The sequence below is a fragment of the Cellulosimicrobium cellulans genome (genome assembly GCF_006539945.1).
GTDB classification, from domain to species: Bacteria; Actinomycetota; Actinomycetes; order Actinomycetales; family Cellulomonadaceae; genus Cellulosimicrobium; species Cellulosimicrobium cellulans.
Window position 1 is genome coordinate 13,911 of sequence record NZ_BJNZ01000030.1, and the last position, 17,363, is coordinate 31,273.

Annotated in this window: 13 protein-coding genes; 6 read left to right on the top strand and 7 right to left on the bottom strand. The window is 74.4% G+C overall.

Annotated features, from left to right (window positions below; genetic code table 11):
- Positions 1 to 117 precede the first annotated feature (117 nt).
- Together CCE02nite_RS17390 and CCE02nite_RS17395 are read right to left on the bottom strand one after the other, a co-directional pair.
- The gene (locus CCE02nite_RS17390) at positions 118 to 1,011 is read right to left on the bottom strand and encodes a hypothetical protein (protein ID WP_141390870.1); all 894 of its coding nucleotides are present in this window, start codon (positions 1,009 to 1,011) and stop codon (positions 118 to 120) included.
- Positions 1,011 to 1,724, bottom strand: a complete 714-nt coding sequence (locus CCE02nite_RS17395; RefSeq protein WP_141390871.1) for an ABC transporter ATP-binding protein — start codon at positions 1,722 to 1,724, stop codon at positions 1,011 to 1,013. Before CCE02nite_RS17395 ends, CCE02nite_RS17390 begins: the two co-directional genes overlap by 1 nt.
- Positions 1,725 to 2,020: 296 nt before the next feature.
- Here CCE02nite_RS17395 and CCE02nite_RS17400 point away from each other — a divergent pair, with 296 nt between their 5' ends.
- On the top strand, positions 2,021 to 2,827 hold the full coding sequence (locus CCE02nite_RS17400) for a peptidoglycan-binding domain-containing protein (protein WP_141390872.1): 807 nt from the start codon (positions 2,021 to 2,023) through the stop codon (positions 2,825 to 2,827).
- A 104-nt stretch (positions 2,828 to 2,931) separates the two neighbouring features.
- Positions 2,932 to 3,609, top strand: a complete 678-nt coding sequence (locus tag CCE02nite_RS17405) for a TetR/AcrR family transcriptional regulator (protein ID WP_141390873.1) — start codon at positions 2,932 to 2,934, stop codon at positions 3,607 to 3,609.
- Between the two features lie 22 nt (positions 3,610 to 3,631).
- Here CCE02nite_RS17405 and CCE02nite_RS17410 read toward each other — a convergent pair whose 3' ends face one another.
- Complete coding sequence (locus CCE02nite_RS17410; RefSeq protein WP_255318938.1) at positions 3,632 to 4,423, bottom strand: septum formation family protein; 792 nt, start codon at positions 4,421 to 4,423, stop codon at positions 3,632 to 3,634.
- Positions 4,424 to 4,425: 2 nt separating this feature from the next.
- Positions 4,426 to 5,046: a DUF4190 domain-containing protein gene (locus CCE02nite_RS17415; protein WP_141390874.1), complete on the bottom strand. Its 621-nt coding sequence runs from the start codon at positions 5,044 to 5,046 to the stop codon at positions 4,426 to 4,428.
- A gap of 184 nt (positions 5,047 to 5,230) precedes the next feature.
- On the opposite strand from CCE02nite_RS17415, the gene CCE02nite_RS17420 reads away from it, so the two are divergent.
- Positions 5,231 to 8,290 carry a carbohydrate binding domain-containing protein gene (locus CCE02nite_RS17420; RefSeq protein WP_141390875.1) on the top strand — a complete coding sequence of 1,020 codons (3,060 nt, stop codon included), beginning with the start codon at positions 5,231 to 5,233 and terminating at the stop codon, positions 8,288 to 8,290.
- Positions 8,291 to 8,339: 49 nt separating this feature from the next.
- Here the strand turns inward: CCE02nite_RS17420 and CCE02nite_RS17425 are convergent, their stop codons facing one another.
- The gene (locus CCE02nite_RS17425) at positions 8,340 to 9,125 is read right to left on the bottom strand and encodes an exodeoxyribonuclease III (protein WP_141390876.1); all 786 of its coding nucleotides are present in this window, start codon (positions 9,123 to 9,125) and stop codon (positions 8,340 to 8,342) included.
- A 72-nt stretch (positions 9,126 to 9,197) separates the two neighbouring features.
- Here CCE02nite_RS17425 and CCE02nite_RS17430 point away from each other — a divergent pair, with 72 nt between their 5' ends.
- The 3 genes from CCE02nite_RS17430 to CCE02nite_RS17440 all read left to right on the top strand — a co-directional run bounded on the left by CCE02nite_RS17430 (position 9,198) and on the right by CCE02nite_RS17440 (position 15,550).
- Positions 9,198 to 9,962, top strand: coding sequence for an SDR family NAD(P)-dependent oxidoreductase (locus CCE02nite_RS17430; RefSeq protein WP_141390877.1), 765 nt, complete (start codon positions 9,198 to 9,200; stop codon positions 9,960 to 9,962).
- 37 nt (positions 9,963 to 9,999) lie between these two features.
- The gene (gene pyrE, locus CCE02nite_RS17435) at positions 10,000 to 10,587 is read left to right on the top strand and encodes an orotate phosphoribosyltransferase (RefSeq protein WP_369799781.1); all 588 of its coding nucleotides are present in this window, start codon (positions 10,000 to 10,002) and stop codon (positions 10,585 to 10,587) included.
- A gap of 220 nt (positions 10,588 to 10,807) precedes the next feature.
- Positions 10,808 to 15,550, top strand: coding sequence for an HtaA domain-containing protein (locus CCE02nite_RS17440; RefSeq protein ID WP_170227369.1), 4,743 nt, complete (start codon positions 10,808 to 10,810; stop codon positions 15,548 to 15,550).
- Between the two features lie 170 nt (positions 15,551 to 15,720).
- Here the strand turns inward: CCE02nite_RS17440 and CCE02nite_RS17445 are convergent, their stop codons facing one another.
- Together CCE02nite_RS17445 and CCE02nite_RS17450 are read right to left on the bottom strand one after the other, a co-directional pair.
- Positions 15,721 to 16,494 carry an HAD-IIA family hydrolase gene (locus tag CCE02nite_RS17445; RefSeq protein WP_141390879.1) on the bottom strand — a complete coding sequence of 258 codons (774 nt, stop codon included), beginning with the start codon at positions 16,492 to 16,494 and terminating at the stop codon, positions 15,721 to 15,723.
- Between the two features lies 1 nt (position 16,495).
- A complete protein-coding gene (locus CCE02nite_RS17450) occupies positions 16,496 to 17,308 on the bottom strand; it encodes a VTT domain-containing protein (RefSeq protein WP_371861935.1) in 813 nt (270 codons plus the stop codon).
- Positions 17,309 to 17,363: the final 55 nt, after the last annotated feature.

A 17,363-nucleotide genomic window follows, 5' to 3' on the forward strand; every position in this document is an offset into this window, starting at 1 on the left:
ACCCTACGGGGGCGGACCGCGAGGTGGAGCCGTGGTACCGCGAGGTAGAGCCGTGGTCTCCGGGAGGGGGTGACCACGCCTCTACCTCGCGGTACCAGGCCTCTACCTCGGCGGTCGTCAGACCAGGTCGCGTCGCTGGAGCGTGAGGGCGCCGCCCCCGAGGAGCACCGCGACCCAGGCGACCAGTCCCGCGAGCGCGGCGAGCGTCCCCAGCGGTGCGGCACCACCCAGGAGCGCCGCGCCGGACTGCCCTGTCGAGGCGAGGGCGCCGAGGCCCAGGGGCAGCCACTCCGCCGCGGCGGACTCGCCGCCCGACAGCAGGGTGACGGCGCCCCGGACGACGGGCTCGGCGAGCGCGAGCGCCGCGACGGTCACGACGGCGGCCACCTGGCCGCGCACGAGCGTCCCGATCCCCAGCCCGAACCAGGTGAGGAGGACGAGGACCGCGAGGCCGCGCGCCCACACGCCGAGGACCTCGCCCGGACCGAGCGCGAGCGTCGCACCCGGGGTCGCGACGATCGCGACGGTGAGGCCCAGTGCGCCGACCACGGCGAGCACCACGCCCACCCCGAGGGCGACGGTCGCGGTCGCACCGGCCTTGGCCGCGAGGATGCGCAGCCGCGACGGCTGGACGAGCGCCGTCGGCACGATGCCGCCCGTGCGGAAGTCCGTCGTCACGGCGAGCACGCCGAGCAGGAGCATGCACAGGGTCGCGACGCCGACCGACCCCGAGCCGTTGAGCCCGTTGCCGAGCAGGTCGAGCATGCCGCGCTGGAACGCCGGCTGGGCGGCGTCGGTGAGCGCGCCGAGGTCGGGGGCCAGGTCCTCGAACATCTCGGGCGACGCCTGGAACCCGACGGTCGAGCCGCCGCCGAGCGCCTCGGTGCCCCGCAGGATCGTGGGCAGCAGGAGGGTGAAGGCCTGGACGACGAGCATCCCGGCGACGGCGACGGCCGCGACGACCCACGTCGCGCGGGTCGTGCGGAGCTTGAGCATCTCGGCGCGGTACATCAGCGCACCCCTTCGGTCGTGGCGGTCAGGTCGAGGTAGAAGTCCTCCAAGGACTCCCCACGGAGCAGGTCGTCCAGCGGCCCGTCGGCGACCACACGGCCCTGCCCGACGACGACCAGGTCGTCCGCGACCTGCCGCACCTCGGACAGCACGTGGCTCGCGAGGAGCACGGTGCCTCCGTCGTCGGCGAACGCGCGCACCAGGTCGCGCAGCCAGCGCATGCCCGCCGGGTCGAGGCCGTTGGCGGGCTCGTCGAGCACGAGCACCTCCGGGTCGCCGAGCAGCGCGGCGGCGATGCCGATGCGCTGCCGCATCCCGAGCGAGTAGGTGCGCACGCGCCGGTCGGCGGCGGGCGTCATGCCGACCAGCGCGAGCACGTCGTCGACGCGCCCCGGCGGGATCCGGCCCGCGGCGGCGAGCACGCGCAGGTGGTCGCGGCCCGTGCGCCCGGGGTGGAGGCCGCCGGCGTCGAGCAGGGCGCCGACGGTGCGGGCGGGGTGCGTCAGGTCCGCGAACGCGCGCCCGTCGAACGTCGCGCTCCCCGCGGTCGCCGCGGCCAGCCCCAGCAGGACGTGCAGCGTCGTCGACTTCCCCGCGCCGTTCGGCCCGAGCAGGCCGACGACGCGGCCCGGCGCCGCCGTGAACGTCACGTCGTGCACGGCGTCGAACGCCCCGTAGGTCTTGCGCAGCCCGGAGACGTGGATGGTGGTCATGCCGGTCCCTTCCTCGATGCGTCCCGCACGGGCCTCCCGTGCGGTGCCCCACCAGGCTGTCGCGCGGGCGGTCCCCGGGTCTTGCGGCGCAGGGGGGAACCTGCGTTGCGACCTTCGTCGCAACCGGGTCGGCCCGGACGTGGACCCGAGCCGTCCGGCGCGGCGTCGTCGCAGGTGAGGGCGCCGGGCGTGACATCGGGCCGGGCGATGGGGCAGGGTGGACGTCCACCCGACCGTCCTGGCGGGCAGCGCCACGCGTCGTCCGCCCGTCCTCGACCGCACTGGAAGGAGGCGACGTGCGCCGACGTCATGGCCCGACCGGTTCCCCGGAGGACGCCCGCGTCGCCCCGACGACGCCCGTGGAGCGCCGCGCCGCCACGCCGTGGGTCACGGTCGCCGCGGGTGCGGGCGCGGTCACCCTCGTCGTGGCGGTGGCCGGGATGGTGGGCGCCGCGACCGGAGGTGGCGAGGCCGTCGTCGTCGGTGCCTCGGCCGACGGCGGGACCGCCGTCGAGGACGGCGTCCCGGCCGTCACGCCCCGCCCCGACGCGCCCCGCCCCGAGGTGACGCGCATCCCGCCGCCGGACCACACGCACGACCCGGCGGACGGCGCCGACCCCGTGACGACGCCGGCACCCCGACCGTCGGCGGGCGGGACGGACGCGCCGCCCCCGTCGGCCGGACCCGCGCCGACCACCGAGCCCTCCGCCGCGCCGAGCGGCACCGCGCCGGAGCCCGCGCCGACGACCCCGGCACCCACGACGCAGCCCGACGAGGCGTCCGTCTCCTGGGTCCAGGAACGCCTCCGCGTGCACGGCGCGGACGTGGCGGTCACCGGCACGCTGGACGAGGCGACCCGGGCAGCGCTGCGCGCCTTCCAGGAGGCGAACGGCCTTCCCGGCGACGGCGCCGTGACCGCCGCGACGGCCGAGGCGCTCGCGGCCGCACCGGAGGGCGGCGACGAGGAGTCCACGGACCCGGGCGGGACCGCTCCGACCGAGCCCGCACCGCCGTCGTCCACGGACCGGCCGTCGGGCACCGTGCCGGGGCCGACCCCGAGCACCGGGGACCAGGCCGAGGCCACGCTCGCGCCGGCGTCCTGAGCGCCGCGGACCGGGCCGGGCGGGTGAAAGCCGGCGGGCGGGCACCGGGGACCTGTCGCGGTCGGTAGGGTTTTCCCTCTCGGACGACGGACGGAGCAGGACCCATGACGAGCGCGGCCCTCGGCGCCGGCCACGACCGTGGCGCTCCCCGTCGCACCACGAGCCCTGACCCCGGGCGCGGGTACGCGAAGGGTCGCGCCAAGCGCGAGGAGATCCTCCAGGCCGCGATCGTGCTCTTCGGTGAGGTCGGTTTCCACGCCGCCTCGCTGCGCGAGCTGGCGTCGCGCGTGGGCATGTCGCACCCCGGACTGCTCCACCACTTCCCGACCAAGGTCGCGCTCCTCGAGGCGGTGCTCGACCACCGCGACGCCGTCGACCACGCGGACCTCGAGGACGACCTCGCGCGCGGCACGGACTACGTCGACGCCCTCGTGCGCCTGGTCGAGCGCAACGCCCTCCGACGGCACATCGTCGAGCTGTTCACGGCGCTGGCGGCCGAGGCGACGTCCCCGGACCACCCGGCGCACGAGTTCTTCGTCCGCAGGTACGAGTGGGCGGTCGCGCGGACGGGCGAGCACCTCGCCCGCCGGGCGCGCGCGGGTGCCCTGCGGGACGGGGTCGACCCGTCCGTCGCCGCGCGGCAGATCGTCGCGCTCATGGACGGGCTCCAGGTCCAGTGGCTCCTGTCGCTCGACCGCCCCCGGTCCGAGCGCGTCGACATGGCCGCCGACCTGCGCGCCTACCTCCGGCTCGTCCTCGCCGAGGAGGCCCCCGCGCGCTGAGCGCGAGGACCTCCGGCCGGGCTCAGCCGAGCAGGTCGGCAGGGAGCGGGTCGGCCCCGGCGGCCAGGCACAGCCCCGTGCGGTCGCCGGCGCGCCAGGACGCCTCGGTCGGCGACCACACGACGAGCTCGACGCCCTCGGGCGCGTCGGCGCCCAGCACGTCGGGCGTGCACACGCGCGCGACGCGGCGGTCCACGGCCTGCTGACCGGGCCACACCTCGTCCGCGCCCAGGTCGGTCCGGGCGACGACCTGCGCCCGGTGCTCGTCCGCGCACGGCACGGCCCGCACCTGCGACACCTCGCCGTCGGGCGGCAGCTCGTCGAGGCAGGTGCCCAGCACGAGCTGGACCGCGTTGACCGTCTGCGGGGCGTCGACGTCGCCCGCGAGCGGCGTGCGCGCCTGCTCGCCCTGCCACCAGACGAGCGCGCCCGCGGTCCACGCGACCGTGACGACGGCGCCCACCACCATGCCGGCGACGGCGAGCCCACGACCGCGCGTGCCCCGAGACCGCACGCGGGAGAGCCCCGCGGCACCCAGCCCGATCCCCACGGGGCCGAGCACGACGCCCGCGGGCACGCTCGCCACGGCGAGCGGCTCGACGCGCGGCGGCGCGGGCTGCCACCCGGGCGCGTAGTACGTCTCCGGCGCGAAGCCCGGTTCGAGCGTGGCGGCCGGGGGCGGCACCGCGGTGCCCGACGGCACGGGGGCGTCCGGCGGGGCCGGGGTCGCCGCCGGCGGGGGCGGGACCGGGGCCGGCGGCCGGGGCGGGCCGGCCGGGCCGCCGGGCGGGGCGAAGAGGTCGTCGTCGGCCACGGCTACGAGTCGCTCAGGGTCGCGGCGAGCACGATGAGCATCGCGAACGCCGTGGCGACAGCCCCCACGACGATGCCGGTGACGGCGAAACCGCGCCCGCGGGTCCCGTCGCGCATCACCTGGTTGAGCGCGACGATCCCGAGGACGAGGCCGACGATCCCGGGGAAGCCCGCGCAGACCACGAGGCTCGCGATCGAGACGATCATCGACGCGAGCGCCAGCCCGTTCGTCCGCGGCGGCGCCGTGTACACGGACCCGTACGGGGGCGGGTAGGCGCCGTAGCCGGGAGACCCGGGGTAGGCGGACGGGTCGGGCGGCGGGTACCCGCCGCCGGGTGCGGAGCCGAAGGCCGGAGCGGAGCCCGGGCCGTAGGGCGACCCCTGCCCGACCGGAGCGGCGGGCGCGCCGTAGGGGGCTCCCGTCCCGGGCGCCGGCGTGCCCCGGTACCCGCCGCCGGCCCCGGACGGTGCGACGAAGCCGCCCTGCTCCGGCGCCGGGGCGTCGGCGGTGGCGTCGGTCGGCGGGTTGTACGGGGTGAGCGGCGGCTGGTGCGGGCGCGGGGCGGCGTACGGGTCGACGGGTTCGTCGGGCGACCCGTACGGCGGGACGGGGGGCGTGGTCATGGACACACCGTAGCGACGGGGCGGCGCGCCGTCCGCCGTATGAACAGGCTCTTGTAAGCGATCGCAAAAGTTGCTACATCTTGCAGCAACGGTACAGCCAGGGTGCGTCCTCCACGACGGCGGCACGCGGACCGGCGGCCGACGTCCCGGCACCGACGCCGGGACACGACACGGAGGATCACCGATGCGAACAACGAGGCTCGCAAGGTCGCGAGCACGCCTGGCGGGGGCCCTGGTCCTCGCCGTCGCACTGCCGGGGGCGGCCGGCCTGAGCGCCGTCGCGGCGCCGAGCGCGACGACCACGACGACGACCGCGACGGCCATGACGACCGTCTACTACCCCGAGCGCCCGGGCTGGACGGTGACCAACGTCCACTACGGCGTCGACGGCGCCGCCTGGACGGCGGTCCCGGGCGTCCCGATGGCGGACGCGTGCCCGGGCTGGCTGACGGCCGAGATCGACCTCGGCGCGGCGTCGGGGGTGCAGCTCACCTTCAACGACGGTGCCGGGACCTGGGACAACAACCGCGGCGCCAACTACCGGGCGGGCGCGGGGACCGTCGTCGTGCAGGACAGCGTGCTCACCGCGGGGGCGTCGCCGTGCGGCACCGACCCCACCGACCCGACAGACCCGACGGACCCTGCGGACACGACCGCGACGATCTACTACGCGACGTCGTGGGCCGCGCCGAAGATCCACTACCAGGTGGGCTCGGGCGCGTGGACCAGCGTCCCGGGCACGGCGATGACCGCGGCGTGCCCGGGCTGGTTCACGTACACCATCGACCTGGGCACCGCGAGCGGCGGCCAGGTCGTCTTCAACGACGGCGCCGGGCGGTGGGACAACAACGGCGGAGGCAACTACCGCTACACCGCGGGAGCGCAGACCGCCTCGGGCGGCGTCGTCGCGCCCGTCGCGCAGAGCCCGTGCGGCCCCGACGTCCCCGAGGAGCCGGACACGCAGGCGCCCAGCGTCCCGTCCGGGCTCGTCGCGACGGCCGACGGCGTGCGCGTGACGGTCACGTGGGACGCCGCGACGGACGACACGGCCGTCACCGGCTACACCCTCACCCGCACCGGAGGAGCGGGCCCGGTGACGCGGGACGTCACGACCCCGTCTGCGACGGACGTGGGACTGCTCGAGCGGACCGCGTACACGTACTCCGTGACGGCCATCGACGCCGCGGGGAACCGCTCGGCGGCGAGCGCGCCCGTCACCGTCACGACGGGGACGAAGCCCGTCGTCGACCCGGGCACGACGGGCGAGCCGCTCGGCGGGGACCCGCGCGAGGACTCGATCTACTTCGTCATGACCGCGCGCTTCAACGACGGCGTGAGCGAGAACAACCGTGGCGGGTCCCAGCACGTGAAGTCGGGCAACGCGGCGAACGACGACCCCATGTTCCGCGGCGACTTCCAGGGGCTGATCGACAAGCTGGACTACGTCAAGGGCCTCGGCTTCTCGGCGATCTGGATCACGCCCGTCGTGCTCAACCGGTCCGACTACGACTTCCACGGCTACCACGGCTGGGACTTCTTCCGCGTGGACCCGCGCCTCGAGACGTCGGGCGCCTCCTACCAGGACCTCATCGACGCCGCGCACGCGAAGGGCATCAAGATCTACCAGGACGTCGTGTACAACCACTCGTCGCGCTGGGGCGCCAAGGGCCTGTTCGTGCCGACCGTGTGGGGCGCGCGCGACGGCCAGTGGGACTGGATGTACTCGGCCAAGGAGGAGGGCCGCGAGTACGACCCGATGGAGGAGAACGACGGGAACGACCCCACCCTCACCGCCGCGCAGAACGCGCTCGCGAAGGGCCGCACGTACAACGGCGACCTGTGGTCGACGACGGCCCCGGCGGGGAGCACGTGCTCCGGGTTCGGCACGCCCACGCAGTACCAGAGCCCGGAGGGGTTTCAGATCTACAGCTGCCAGTGGCCCTCGCCCACGTCGGGCATGTTCCCGAAGAGCACGTACCACCAGTGCTGGATCGGCAACTGGGAGGGCAAGGACGCGCAGGACTGCTGGCTGCACGACGACCTGGCCGACTTCAACACCGAGAACGCCGAGGTGCAGCAGTACCTGATCGACGCCTACAACCGGTACATCGACATGGGCGTCGACGGCTTCCGCGTCGACACCGCCGTGCACGTCCCGCGCGTCATGTGGAACAGGCACTTCCTGCCCGCGATCCAGGAGCACGCCGTGGCGACGCACGGCGAGAAGGGCAAGGACTTCTACGTCTTCGGCGAGGTCGCGGCGTTCGTCAACGACAAGTGGAACCGTGGCTCCGTGAACCACTCCGCGCAGTTCTACACGTGGAAGGAGCGCAAGGAGTACTCGCTGGACGACGTCGTGGCGGCCGCCGAGCAGTTCCAGTACGAGAACCTCCTGGGCACGGGCGACCAGCCGACGTCGGCCAACGCGTTCCTCGGCGGCGCCGACGGGAACACGTACCACGCGCCCGACCACTCGAGGTTCTCGGGCATGAACGTCATCGACATGCGCATGCACATGAACTTCGGGGACGCGGGCAACGCGTACCACAACGGCAAGGACTCGGACGACTCGTACAACGACGCGACGTACAACGTCGTGTACGTCGACTCGCACGACTACGGGCCCAACAAGTCGACCGTGCGCTACACCGGCGGCACCGACGCGTGGGCGGAGAACATGAGCCTCATGTGGACCTTCCGGGGCATCCCGACGCTCTACTACGGCTCGGAGATCGAGTTCCAGGCGGGCAAGCCGATCGACTGCGGTCCGACGTGCCCGCTCGCGACCACCGGGCGCGCGTACTACGGCGACCACCTCGCAGGCGACGTCGTCGCGAGCGACTTCGGCGTCGTGGAGTCCGCGTCGGGCGCGGTCGCGCAGACGCTCCGGAAGCCGCTCGTCCAGCACGTGCAGCGGCTCAACCAGATCCGTCGCGCCGTGCCGGCGCTGCAGAAGGGGCAGTACTCGACGGTCGGCGTGCAGGGGAACATGGCCTACAAGCGCCGGTTCACCGAGGGCGCCGTGGACAGCTTCGTGCTCGTCACGGTGACCGACGCCGCGACCTTCTCCCGCGTCCCGAACGGCACCTACGTGGACGCCGTGACGGGTGACCGGAAGGTCGTGACGACCGGGACCCTGACGGTCCCGGCTCCGGGCAAGGGCAACCTGCGCGCGTACGTCCTCGACCTCCCGGGCAACCCTGCGCCGGGCACGGTCGGGCAGGCGGGGCCCTACCTCAAGTAGGCCCTCGACCCTCCCGCCCGCGGCCGTGCGCCGCGGGCGGGACGGTCGCTCAGTCCTCGAGGTCGACGACGACCGGCACGTGGTCCGACGCGCCCTTGCCCTTGCGCTCCTCGCGGTCGATCGACACGCCCGTCACGCGGGCACGGGCGGCGGGGGAGAGGTAGGCGAAGTCGATCCGCATGCCCTCGTTCCGCGGGAAGCGCAGCCGCTGGTAGTCCCAGTACGTGTACGTGTGCTCGGCGGGGATCGCCTCGCGCGTGACCTCGGTGTACCCGGCGCCGCCGAACGCGGCGAACGCGTCGCGCTCCGCGGGCGTCACGTGCGTCTTGCCCGCGAAGTACGCGACGTCCCACACGTCGGTGTCCAGCGGGGCCACGTTCCAGTCCCCGACCAGGGCGACCTGCGCAGCCGGGTCGTCCGCGAGCCAGCCCTCGGCGCGGCCACGCAGCTCGTCGAGCCAGCGCAGCTTGTACGTGTAGTGCGGGTCGCCGACCTCGCGGCCGTGCGGGACGTACAGGCTCCACACGCGCACGCCGCCGCACGTCGCGCCCAGGGCGCGGGCCTCGACCTTCTCGCCGAAGGCGGGCTGGCCCGGGAAGGAGGTCTCGACGTCGGCCAGGCCGACCCGCGAGACGACCGCGACGCCGTTCCACTGGTTCACGCCCGCGTGCGCGACCTCGTACCCCGCCGCCTCGAACGGCGCGACGGGGAACTGCGCGTCGGCGCACTTGGTCTCCTGGAGCGCGAGGACGTCGGTCCCCGTCCGCTCGAGGAAGGCGATCGCCCGGTCGACCCGGGCACGGACGGAGTTGATGTTCCAGGTCGCGAGGCGCACGGGCTCCACCGTACCGACGCCGGCGGCCGTGTGGCGGGCGGTATCCCGCTCCGCCGCCCGTAGGCTGTGGCCATGGCGACAGCACTCATCACCGGCGCGAGCGCCGGCCTGGGCCTGGAGTTCGCGTGGCAGCTCGCCACGGCGCGGCACGACCTCGTGCTCGTCGCGCGCGACGAGGCGCGCCTCGAGGCGGTCGCGGGCCAGATCCGGGCCGCCGCGGGCGTGCGGGTCCAGGTCCTGCCGGCGGACCTCTCGGTGCCCGACGACGTCGAGCGCGTGGCTGCGCGCCTCGCCTCGACCGGCGGCCCGGACGAGCGCCCGGTCGGGCTGCTCGTCAACAACGCCGGGTTCGCGACCCAGCAGCACTTCGTGGACGGCGACCTCGACGTCGAGCTCCGGGCCCTCGACGTCATGGTGCGGGCCGTCCTGGTCCTGTCCCACGCCGCCGCCGGGCAGATGACGGAGCGGGGCCGCGGCGCGATCCTCAACGTCGCGTCGGTCGCGGCGCTCACCGCGGGCGGAACGTACGCGGCCGCGAAGGCCTGGGTGCGCTCGTTCACGGAGGGGCTCGCCGTCGAGCTCCACGGGACCGGGGTCACCGCGACCGTCCTGTGCCCGGGCTTCACGCACACCGAGTTCCACGACCGCGCCGGCATCGACAAGTCCGTCCTGCCGGACCTCGCGTGGCTCGACGCCGACCGCGTGGTCGCCGCGGCGCTCGCGGACGTCCGGCGCGGCGTCGTCATCTCGACCCCGTCGGTGCGCTATCGCGTCGCGTCGGCCGCCCTGCGGGCGATGCCGCGCTCGGCCGTCCGGGCGATCGGCAAGTACCGCTGAGCACGGCACCACGGTCGGGCCGACTACCCTGGCCGTCGTGACTAGTGATCTGGGCTCGACGCTCGCCGACACGCCCCGCGAGCAGCTGCTCGCCCTCATCCGTGAGCTCGCCGTCGTGCACGGCCGGGTGACGCTCTCCTCCGGCAAAGAGGCGGACTACTACGTCGACCTGCGGCGCGTGACGCTGCACCACCGCGCGGCGCCGCTCATCGGGCACCAGCTCCTCGACCTCCTCGAGGAGCGCGGGCTCGGGACGGCGGAGGTCGACGCCGTCGGCGGGCTGACCCTGGGGGCGGACCCCATCGCGACCGCGCTCCTGCACGCCGCGGCCTCGCGCGGGCAGGACCTCGACGCGTTCGTCGTGCGCAAGGCGGCCAAGGCGCACGGCATGCAGCGGCAGATCGAGGGTCCGGACGTCGCCGGCCGCAAGGTCGTCGTCGTCGAGGACACCACCACGACGGGCGGGTCGCCGATCACGGCGATCGAGGCCGTGCGCGCGGCCGGTGGCGAGGTCGTCGGGGTGGCGACCATCGTCGACCGCGCGACGGGCGCGGGCGAGAAGATCGAGGCGCTCGGCGTGCCGTACCACTTCCTCTTCAGCCTGGAGGACCTCGGCCTCGCCTGAACCGACGTCCCGTCGCTGCCTTCCCGACGACGCCCCGTGGCCCCGTGCCGCGGGGCGTCGTCGTGCTGACGAGGCGCGCGTCACACCAGGATAGGTCAGGCTTACCTTGCTTTGGTGAGGCGTGCCTTATATGGTCCACCACGACGGAGCGTCTGAGCGTCCGTCCGACCCCCGCCGTCCCGCCTCACCGGGACACGCCCGGACCAGCACGGGAGACCTTGTGCGCACTTCACCGTCGAGACGCGTCCGCCGCGGCCTCGCCTCCTTCCTCGCCGCGGCCCTCGCCGCCGGCCTGACCGTCGCGGGCGCCGGCGCTCCCGCGCAGGCGGCCCCGACCGAGGTGACGGGCGGCTCGGCCACCTGGAACTTCGTCGACTCCTGGACGTCGTACGTCACCGGCCCGATCGCGCAGGGCACGGTCACGCCGGCCCTCCAGGGCGGGCAGTCCTCCTACGGTCCCGCGTCGGGCACGTACGACGACGCGTCCGGCGCCGGCTCGGTGCGGTTCGGCGGCTCGACCCGCTACCAGGGGCACCACGGCGCGCTCGACGTGACGCTCTCCGACCTGCGCCTCGACCTCACCGGCCCCACGACCGGCGTCCTCCACGCCGACTTCGCGGGCACGGTGAACGCCGGGGCGGGCGACGACGCCAAGGTCGCGGACGTCGCCGTGTCGGCGACGCGCGACGGCGACCAGGTGACGTTCGTGGTGGACGGGACCGTCGCGGCGTCGCTCGGCGACGTCTCCTCCTACTTCTCGTCGTACGCGGGCAAGCCGATCGCGACGCTGACCGCGCGCGTCGTGTCCCCGGAGCCGGCCGCGCCGGCCGAGGCGACCACGACGACGCTCGCCGTGACGCCCGCGACCACGTCGGTCGCGGGCACGACCGTGACGCTCGCCGCGACCGTCGCGCCCGCCGCAGCGGGCACGGTCGCGTTCCGTGACGGCAGCGCCGTGCTGGGCACCGCGCCGGTGGCCGACGGCGTCGCGCGCCTGGAGACGGCGAGCCTCGCCGCCGGTGCGCACGAGCTGAGCGCGACCTTCGACCCGGCCGACCCGGCGGCCTTCGTCGCCTCGACGTCGGCCGGTGTCGTGCACTCCGTGACCGCCGCCGAGCCCGAGCCCGAGCCGGAGCCCGAGCCCGCGGTGGAGCCGAAGGTCACCGTCTCGCCGTCCGCCCCGGTGGACCCGGCGGTGGAGAACACGTTCACGATCTCCGGCACCGGCTTCGTCGGCGCGGGCGCGGCGAACGGTGCGTACGTGCTCCTCGGAGGCGCCTCGATCTGGGACGGCAGCGGCCCGCTCGTCGCGAGCGGCTGGCTCGCCCAGGGCTGGGTGATGCCGCAGCAGGTGCGCTCCGGTGCATTCACCACGACCCTCACCGTCCCGGCGGGGAAGCTCGACCCGGCCAAGGAGTACGTCGTCGCGACATCGGCGGCGCACGGCCTCTCGGCGACCGACCGCAGCCTCGACACGTTCACGCCCGTCGCGGTGCAGGGCGCCACGACCCCGGAGCCCGGCTGGGAGCCGTCGATCGAGCTGTTCGCCGCCGACGGCACCACCCCGCTCGGCGACGCCCCGGTGCGCCCGGACGACACGGTCGTCGTCAAGGGCTCGGGCTTCGACCCGGAGGGGAACGTCGCGCCTGCCGGGAACCGTCCGCCGATCTCCGAGGGCGTCCCCGCCGGTACCTACGTGGTGTTCGGCAAGTTCGCGCCGGAGTGGCGGCCGTCGCAGGGCGTCGCGTCGTCGGCGCGCAAGGCAGGGTCGCAGCAGTGGGCGCTCGCGTCCGCGGCGCTCGACCAGGTCGACCCGCGCTACCAGAGCGCGATCCGCGGCCAGTGGGCCGAGCTGTCCGAGGACGGCACGTTCACGGCCGAGCTCGTCGCGACCGAGCTCGAGCTCGAGGGCGGCCGCTACGGCGTGTACACCTACGCCGCGGGGGGGACGGTCAACGCAGCACAGGAGCTCTACGCGCCCGTCGCGTTCACGACCGAGCCCGCCGCCCCCGTCTGGGAGCCGGAGATCATGGTCTTCGCCGAGGACGGCGTGACGCCGCTCGGCGACGCCGAGGTCTCGGTGGGCGACACGATCGTCGTGAAGGGATCCGGCTTCGACCCCACGGCGAACGTCGGTGGCCGCGGCGTCCCGATCCCGGCGACGCTGCCGCAGGGCACGTACGTCGTGTTCGGGAGCTTCGCCGAGCAGTGGCGCCCGTCCGAGGGCGCCGCGTCGTCGACGCGCAAGGTCGGGTCCCAGGCGTGGGCCCTCGCCGAGCCGGTGCTCGACCAGGTCCCCGCCCAGTATCAGTCCGTGATCCGTGCGCAGTGGACGGACATCGCCGAGGACGGCACGTTCGAGGCACGGCTCGTGGTGAAGAGCCCGGGCCTTCTCGACGGCGGACGGTACGGCGTCTACACGTACGGCGCCGGCGGCGTGACCAACGCGGACCAGGAGCTCTTCGCTCCCGTCACGTTCGACGCCCCCGTGTCGCTCACGGTGACGCCCGCCGCCACGACGGTCGAGGCCGGGAGCACCGTGCGGTTCACCGTGGACGGCCTCGTCGAGGGCGACGCCGTCAAGGGCGTGACGTTCGGCGGAAAGGCTGCGACCTACTCGCGTGACGGTGCCACGATCCTGCTCACGGTCCCGGCCGACGCCGCCGTGGGTCCCGTCCCCGTCGTCGTGACGTCCGAGCTCGGCGTGACCGGCAGCACGACGCTCACCGTCTCGGCTCCGGCTCCGGAGCCCACGCCGACGGTGACGGTGTCGCCGTCCGCTCCCGTGGACCCGGCGGTGGAGAACACGTTCACGGTCTCGGGTACCGGGTTCGTCGGCGACGGCGCGCGGTTCGGCGCGTACGTGGTGGTCGGCGAGAAGTCGATCTGGGACGGCTCGGGCCCGCTCGTCGCGACGGGGTGGCTCCAGCTCGGCTGGGTCATGCCGCAGCAGGTGGTCGACGGCGCGTTCACGACGACGCTGACCGTCCCCGCGGGCTCGTTCGACCCGTCGAAGGAGTACGTGGTCGCGACGTCGGCGGCGCACGGCCTCTCGGCGACCGACCGCAGCCTCGACACGTTCACCCCGGTCGCGGTGCGCCAGCCCGCGCCGGAGGCCCGGCCGACCACGACGGCCCTCGCCTCGTCGGCGGCCTCGGTCGTCGAGGGGACGGCCGTGACGTTCACGGCGACGGTCACCCCGAAGGCGGCCGGCACGGTCCGCCTCACCGCCGGGGACACGACGCTCGGCACGGCGACGGTCGTGGACGGCGTCGCGTCGTACCGGGCGACCGGTCTCGCGGCCGGGTCGCACGCCGTGTCGGCGACGTTCGTGCCGGCGGACAGCACCGCGTTCGTCGGTTCGACCTCGTCGCCGGTCACGGTCACGGTGACGGCGAAGCCTTCGGTCCCGACGACGGCAGGCTCCCTGACGTGGGGCGTCAAGGAGTCGTTCCGCAGCTACATCGTCGGCCCGGTCGCGGCCGGCGGGGCGTCGGCGTCGTCCGGCGCGGCCGTGGTCGACGGCCTCTTCCGGTTCGGCCAGGCCGACGGTGGCACGTGGACCGCGGCGAGCGGGCGGGGCAGCGTGAAGTACTCCGGCACGGTCCGCTTCACGGGCCACTCGGGCGCGCTGGACCTCGCGCTGACCAACCCGGTCGTCGACGTCACCGGGCCCGGTGCGGGGCGCCTGCTCGTGGACGCACGCTCGACGGGGCTCGACGGCTCGACGTTCGACCGCCAGGGCGTCGTCTTCGCGACGCTCGCGCTCGGAGCGCCGACGACGGGTGCGGACGGGGCCGTGACCTACCCGAAGGCCGCGGCGACGCTCACGGCCGACGGCTCGCTCGCGTTCTCCGGCTTCTACCCGGCCGGCACCGCGCTCGACCCGGTGACCTTCACCGTCGGCGCGACGTCGACGGTCCCCGGTGACGGTGGCACCATCGGCACCCCGGGCACCGGGACGCCGGGGACGCCGACGGACCCGGCGAAGGCGACGCTCTCGGTGTCGCAGGCCCGTCCGGGTGACGAGGTCACGATCAGCGGCGTCGGGTTCGGCGCCCACGAGTCGGGCCTCCGCACCGAGATCCGCTCGACGCCGCGCACGCTCGCGACGGGTGTCACCGCGAACGCCGGCGGCGCCGCGAGCTCGACGGTGACGATCCCGAAGGACGTCACCCCGGGTGAGCACACGCTGCTGCTGATCGGTGCGGACCACACGGCGTCCGCGCCCCTCACGATCGTCGGCGCCGGCACGACCGGCACGGGCACGGGGTCGGGCAGCGGGGCGGAGCAGTGCTTCGCCCAGGGCGTCCACGGCGCGACCCTCTCGTGGGGCGTGAGCGACCGGTTCCGCGCGTACGTCACCGGCCCGATCGCGAAGGGCTCGGTCTCGACGAGCGGCGTGCAGGACTCCGGTTCGGCGTTCGCGTGGAGCGGCGGCAAGGGCTCGTTCAACACGGACCTCGGCAAGGGCCGCGCCAGCCTCGGCGGCTCGGTGTCGTTCTCCGGCCACGAGGGCATCCTCGACCTGCGGATCAGCAACCCTCGCGTCGTCGTGGACGGGTCGTCGGGCACGCTCGTGGTCGACGTCCAGAGCAGCGACATGGAGGGCAACAAGTCCTCGTCGAGCGGCGTCGCGTTCGCGAGCCTGGACCTGTCGGGCAAGAAGTCGACGTCGGGTTCCACGATCACGTGGAACGGCGCTCCCGCGACCCTCACGGCCGCCGGGGCGAAGGCGTTCGCCGGGTTCTACGAGGCCGGCACCGCGCTCGCGCCGGTGACGTTCGCCTTCCCGGTCGGCGGCGACGTCGAGTGCGACGCGTACTCGGGCGCCCTCGCGTCCACGGGGTCCGACAGCGGGAACCTCGCGCTCCTCGCGGGCGTCCTGCTCGCCACCGGTGCGGCCCTCCTGGGCGTGCAGCGGCGTCGGGCCCGGACGGTCGGGGCGGTCGGGACCGCCTGAGCCACCGGCACCACGCACGACGGCGCCCGGTCACCTCGCGAGGTGACCGGGCGCCGTCGTCGGTGCGCCGAGTGTGCCCACCCCGGGCTTGCGAGTCACCGTGGGCTCCCGATGACCTCGAACCCCGGGGCGGCTGGTCGGGTAGCCCGCAACCCCGGGTTCGGCCGGGCTCAGACGAGGTCGACCAGGTCCGCGACGGAGTCGACGACCTTGCTCGGCCGGAACGGGAACCGGTCGACGTCGGACATCTTCGTCGACCCCGTCATGACGAGGTACGTGTACAGCCCGGCCTCGATCCCCGCGACGACGTCGGTGTCCATGCGGTCGCCGATCATCGCCGTCTTCTCCGAGTGCGCGTCGATCCGGTTGAGCGCCGAGCGGAACATCATCGGGTTGGGCTTGCCGACGAAGTACGGCTTGCGCCCCGTCGCGGCCGTGATCATGGCGGCGACGGCGCCCGTGGCGGGCAGCGGGCCTTCCTGGGACGGGCCGGTCGTGTCCGGGTTGGTGCAGATGAACCGCGAGCCGCCGAGGATGAGGCGGATCGCCTTGGTGATCGCCTCGAACGAGTACGTGCGCGTCTCGCCCAGCACCACGTAGTCCGGGTCGGACTCGGTGAGCGTGTAGCCGGCCTCGTAGAGCGCCGTCGTCAGCCCCGCCTCGCCGACCGCGTACGCGCTGCCGCCCGGCACCTGGTCGTGCAGGAACTGCGCGGTCGCGAGCGCGGACGTCCAGATCGACTCCTCGGGGACGTCGATGCCCGACGTCGCGAGCCGCGCGCGCAGGTCGCGGGCCGTGAAGATCGAATTGTTCGTGAGGATGAGGAACGGGCGGCCCTTGTCGCGCAGCGCCCGCACGAACTCCGGGGCGCCGGGGATCGCGTGCCCCTCGTGGACGAGCACGCCGTCCATGTCCGTCAGCCAGCTCGTGATCTCTCGCGTCATCTCAGGCGTCCTTCCCGTCCTTCTCGTGCCCGACGGCGGTCGTGCCCTCGGTGACGGCGTGCTCGCCGCCGGTCCCAGCCGCGTCGGCAGCGATCTGCGCCTCGAGCGCCGCCGCCCGCTTCTCGGCACGGCGCCCGCGCCAGACCTCCACGATCATCGGGATCACGGAGAGGAACACGATGAGCAGGACGAGCGCCTCGATGTTGTCCTTGACGAACGTGATGTTCCCCAGCAGGTAGCCGAGCCACGTGAGGCCCACGGCCCACAGCAGCGCGCCGAGCGCGTTGAACCCGACGAAGTGCCGGTAGTGCATCTTGCCGACGCCCGCGGCGACCGGCGCATACGTGCGCACGATGGGGACGAAGCGCGCGATGACGATCGTCCGGCCGCCGTACTTCTCGAAGTAGGCGTTGGTCTGGTCGATGTACTTGCGCTTGAAGAACCGCGAGTCCGGCCGGTCGAACACCTTGGGCCCGACGGTGCGCCCGATGAGGTACGCCGTCTGGTCCCCGAGGAACGCCGCCGCGAAGAGCAGGACGAGCAGCACGGGCAGGCTGATCTGGAGCGAGTCCTGCGCGACCAGCGCGCCCGCGGTGAACAGCAGCGAGTCGCCCGGCAGGATCGGGAAGAGCAGACCCGTCTCGATGAAGATGACGACCACGATGCCCACGAGCGCGGCGTCGCCGAAGCGCTCGATGAGCGACATCGGGTCCATCCAGTCGGGGCCCAGTGCGGCGACCGGCCCCGCGGCGCCGAGGCCCGCGGCGTGCGCGGCCCCGGGCAGGGCGGAGGCGAGCTCGGCGAGGGTGTTCACAGGTCACCAGCGTAGTGGGGCCCGCCTGCCCGTCCGGGACACCGCGTGCGCGGTG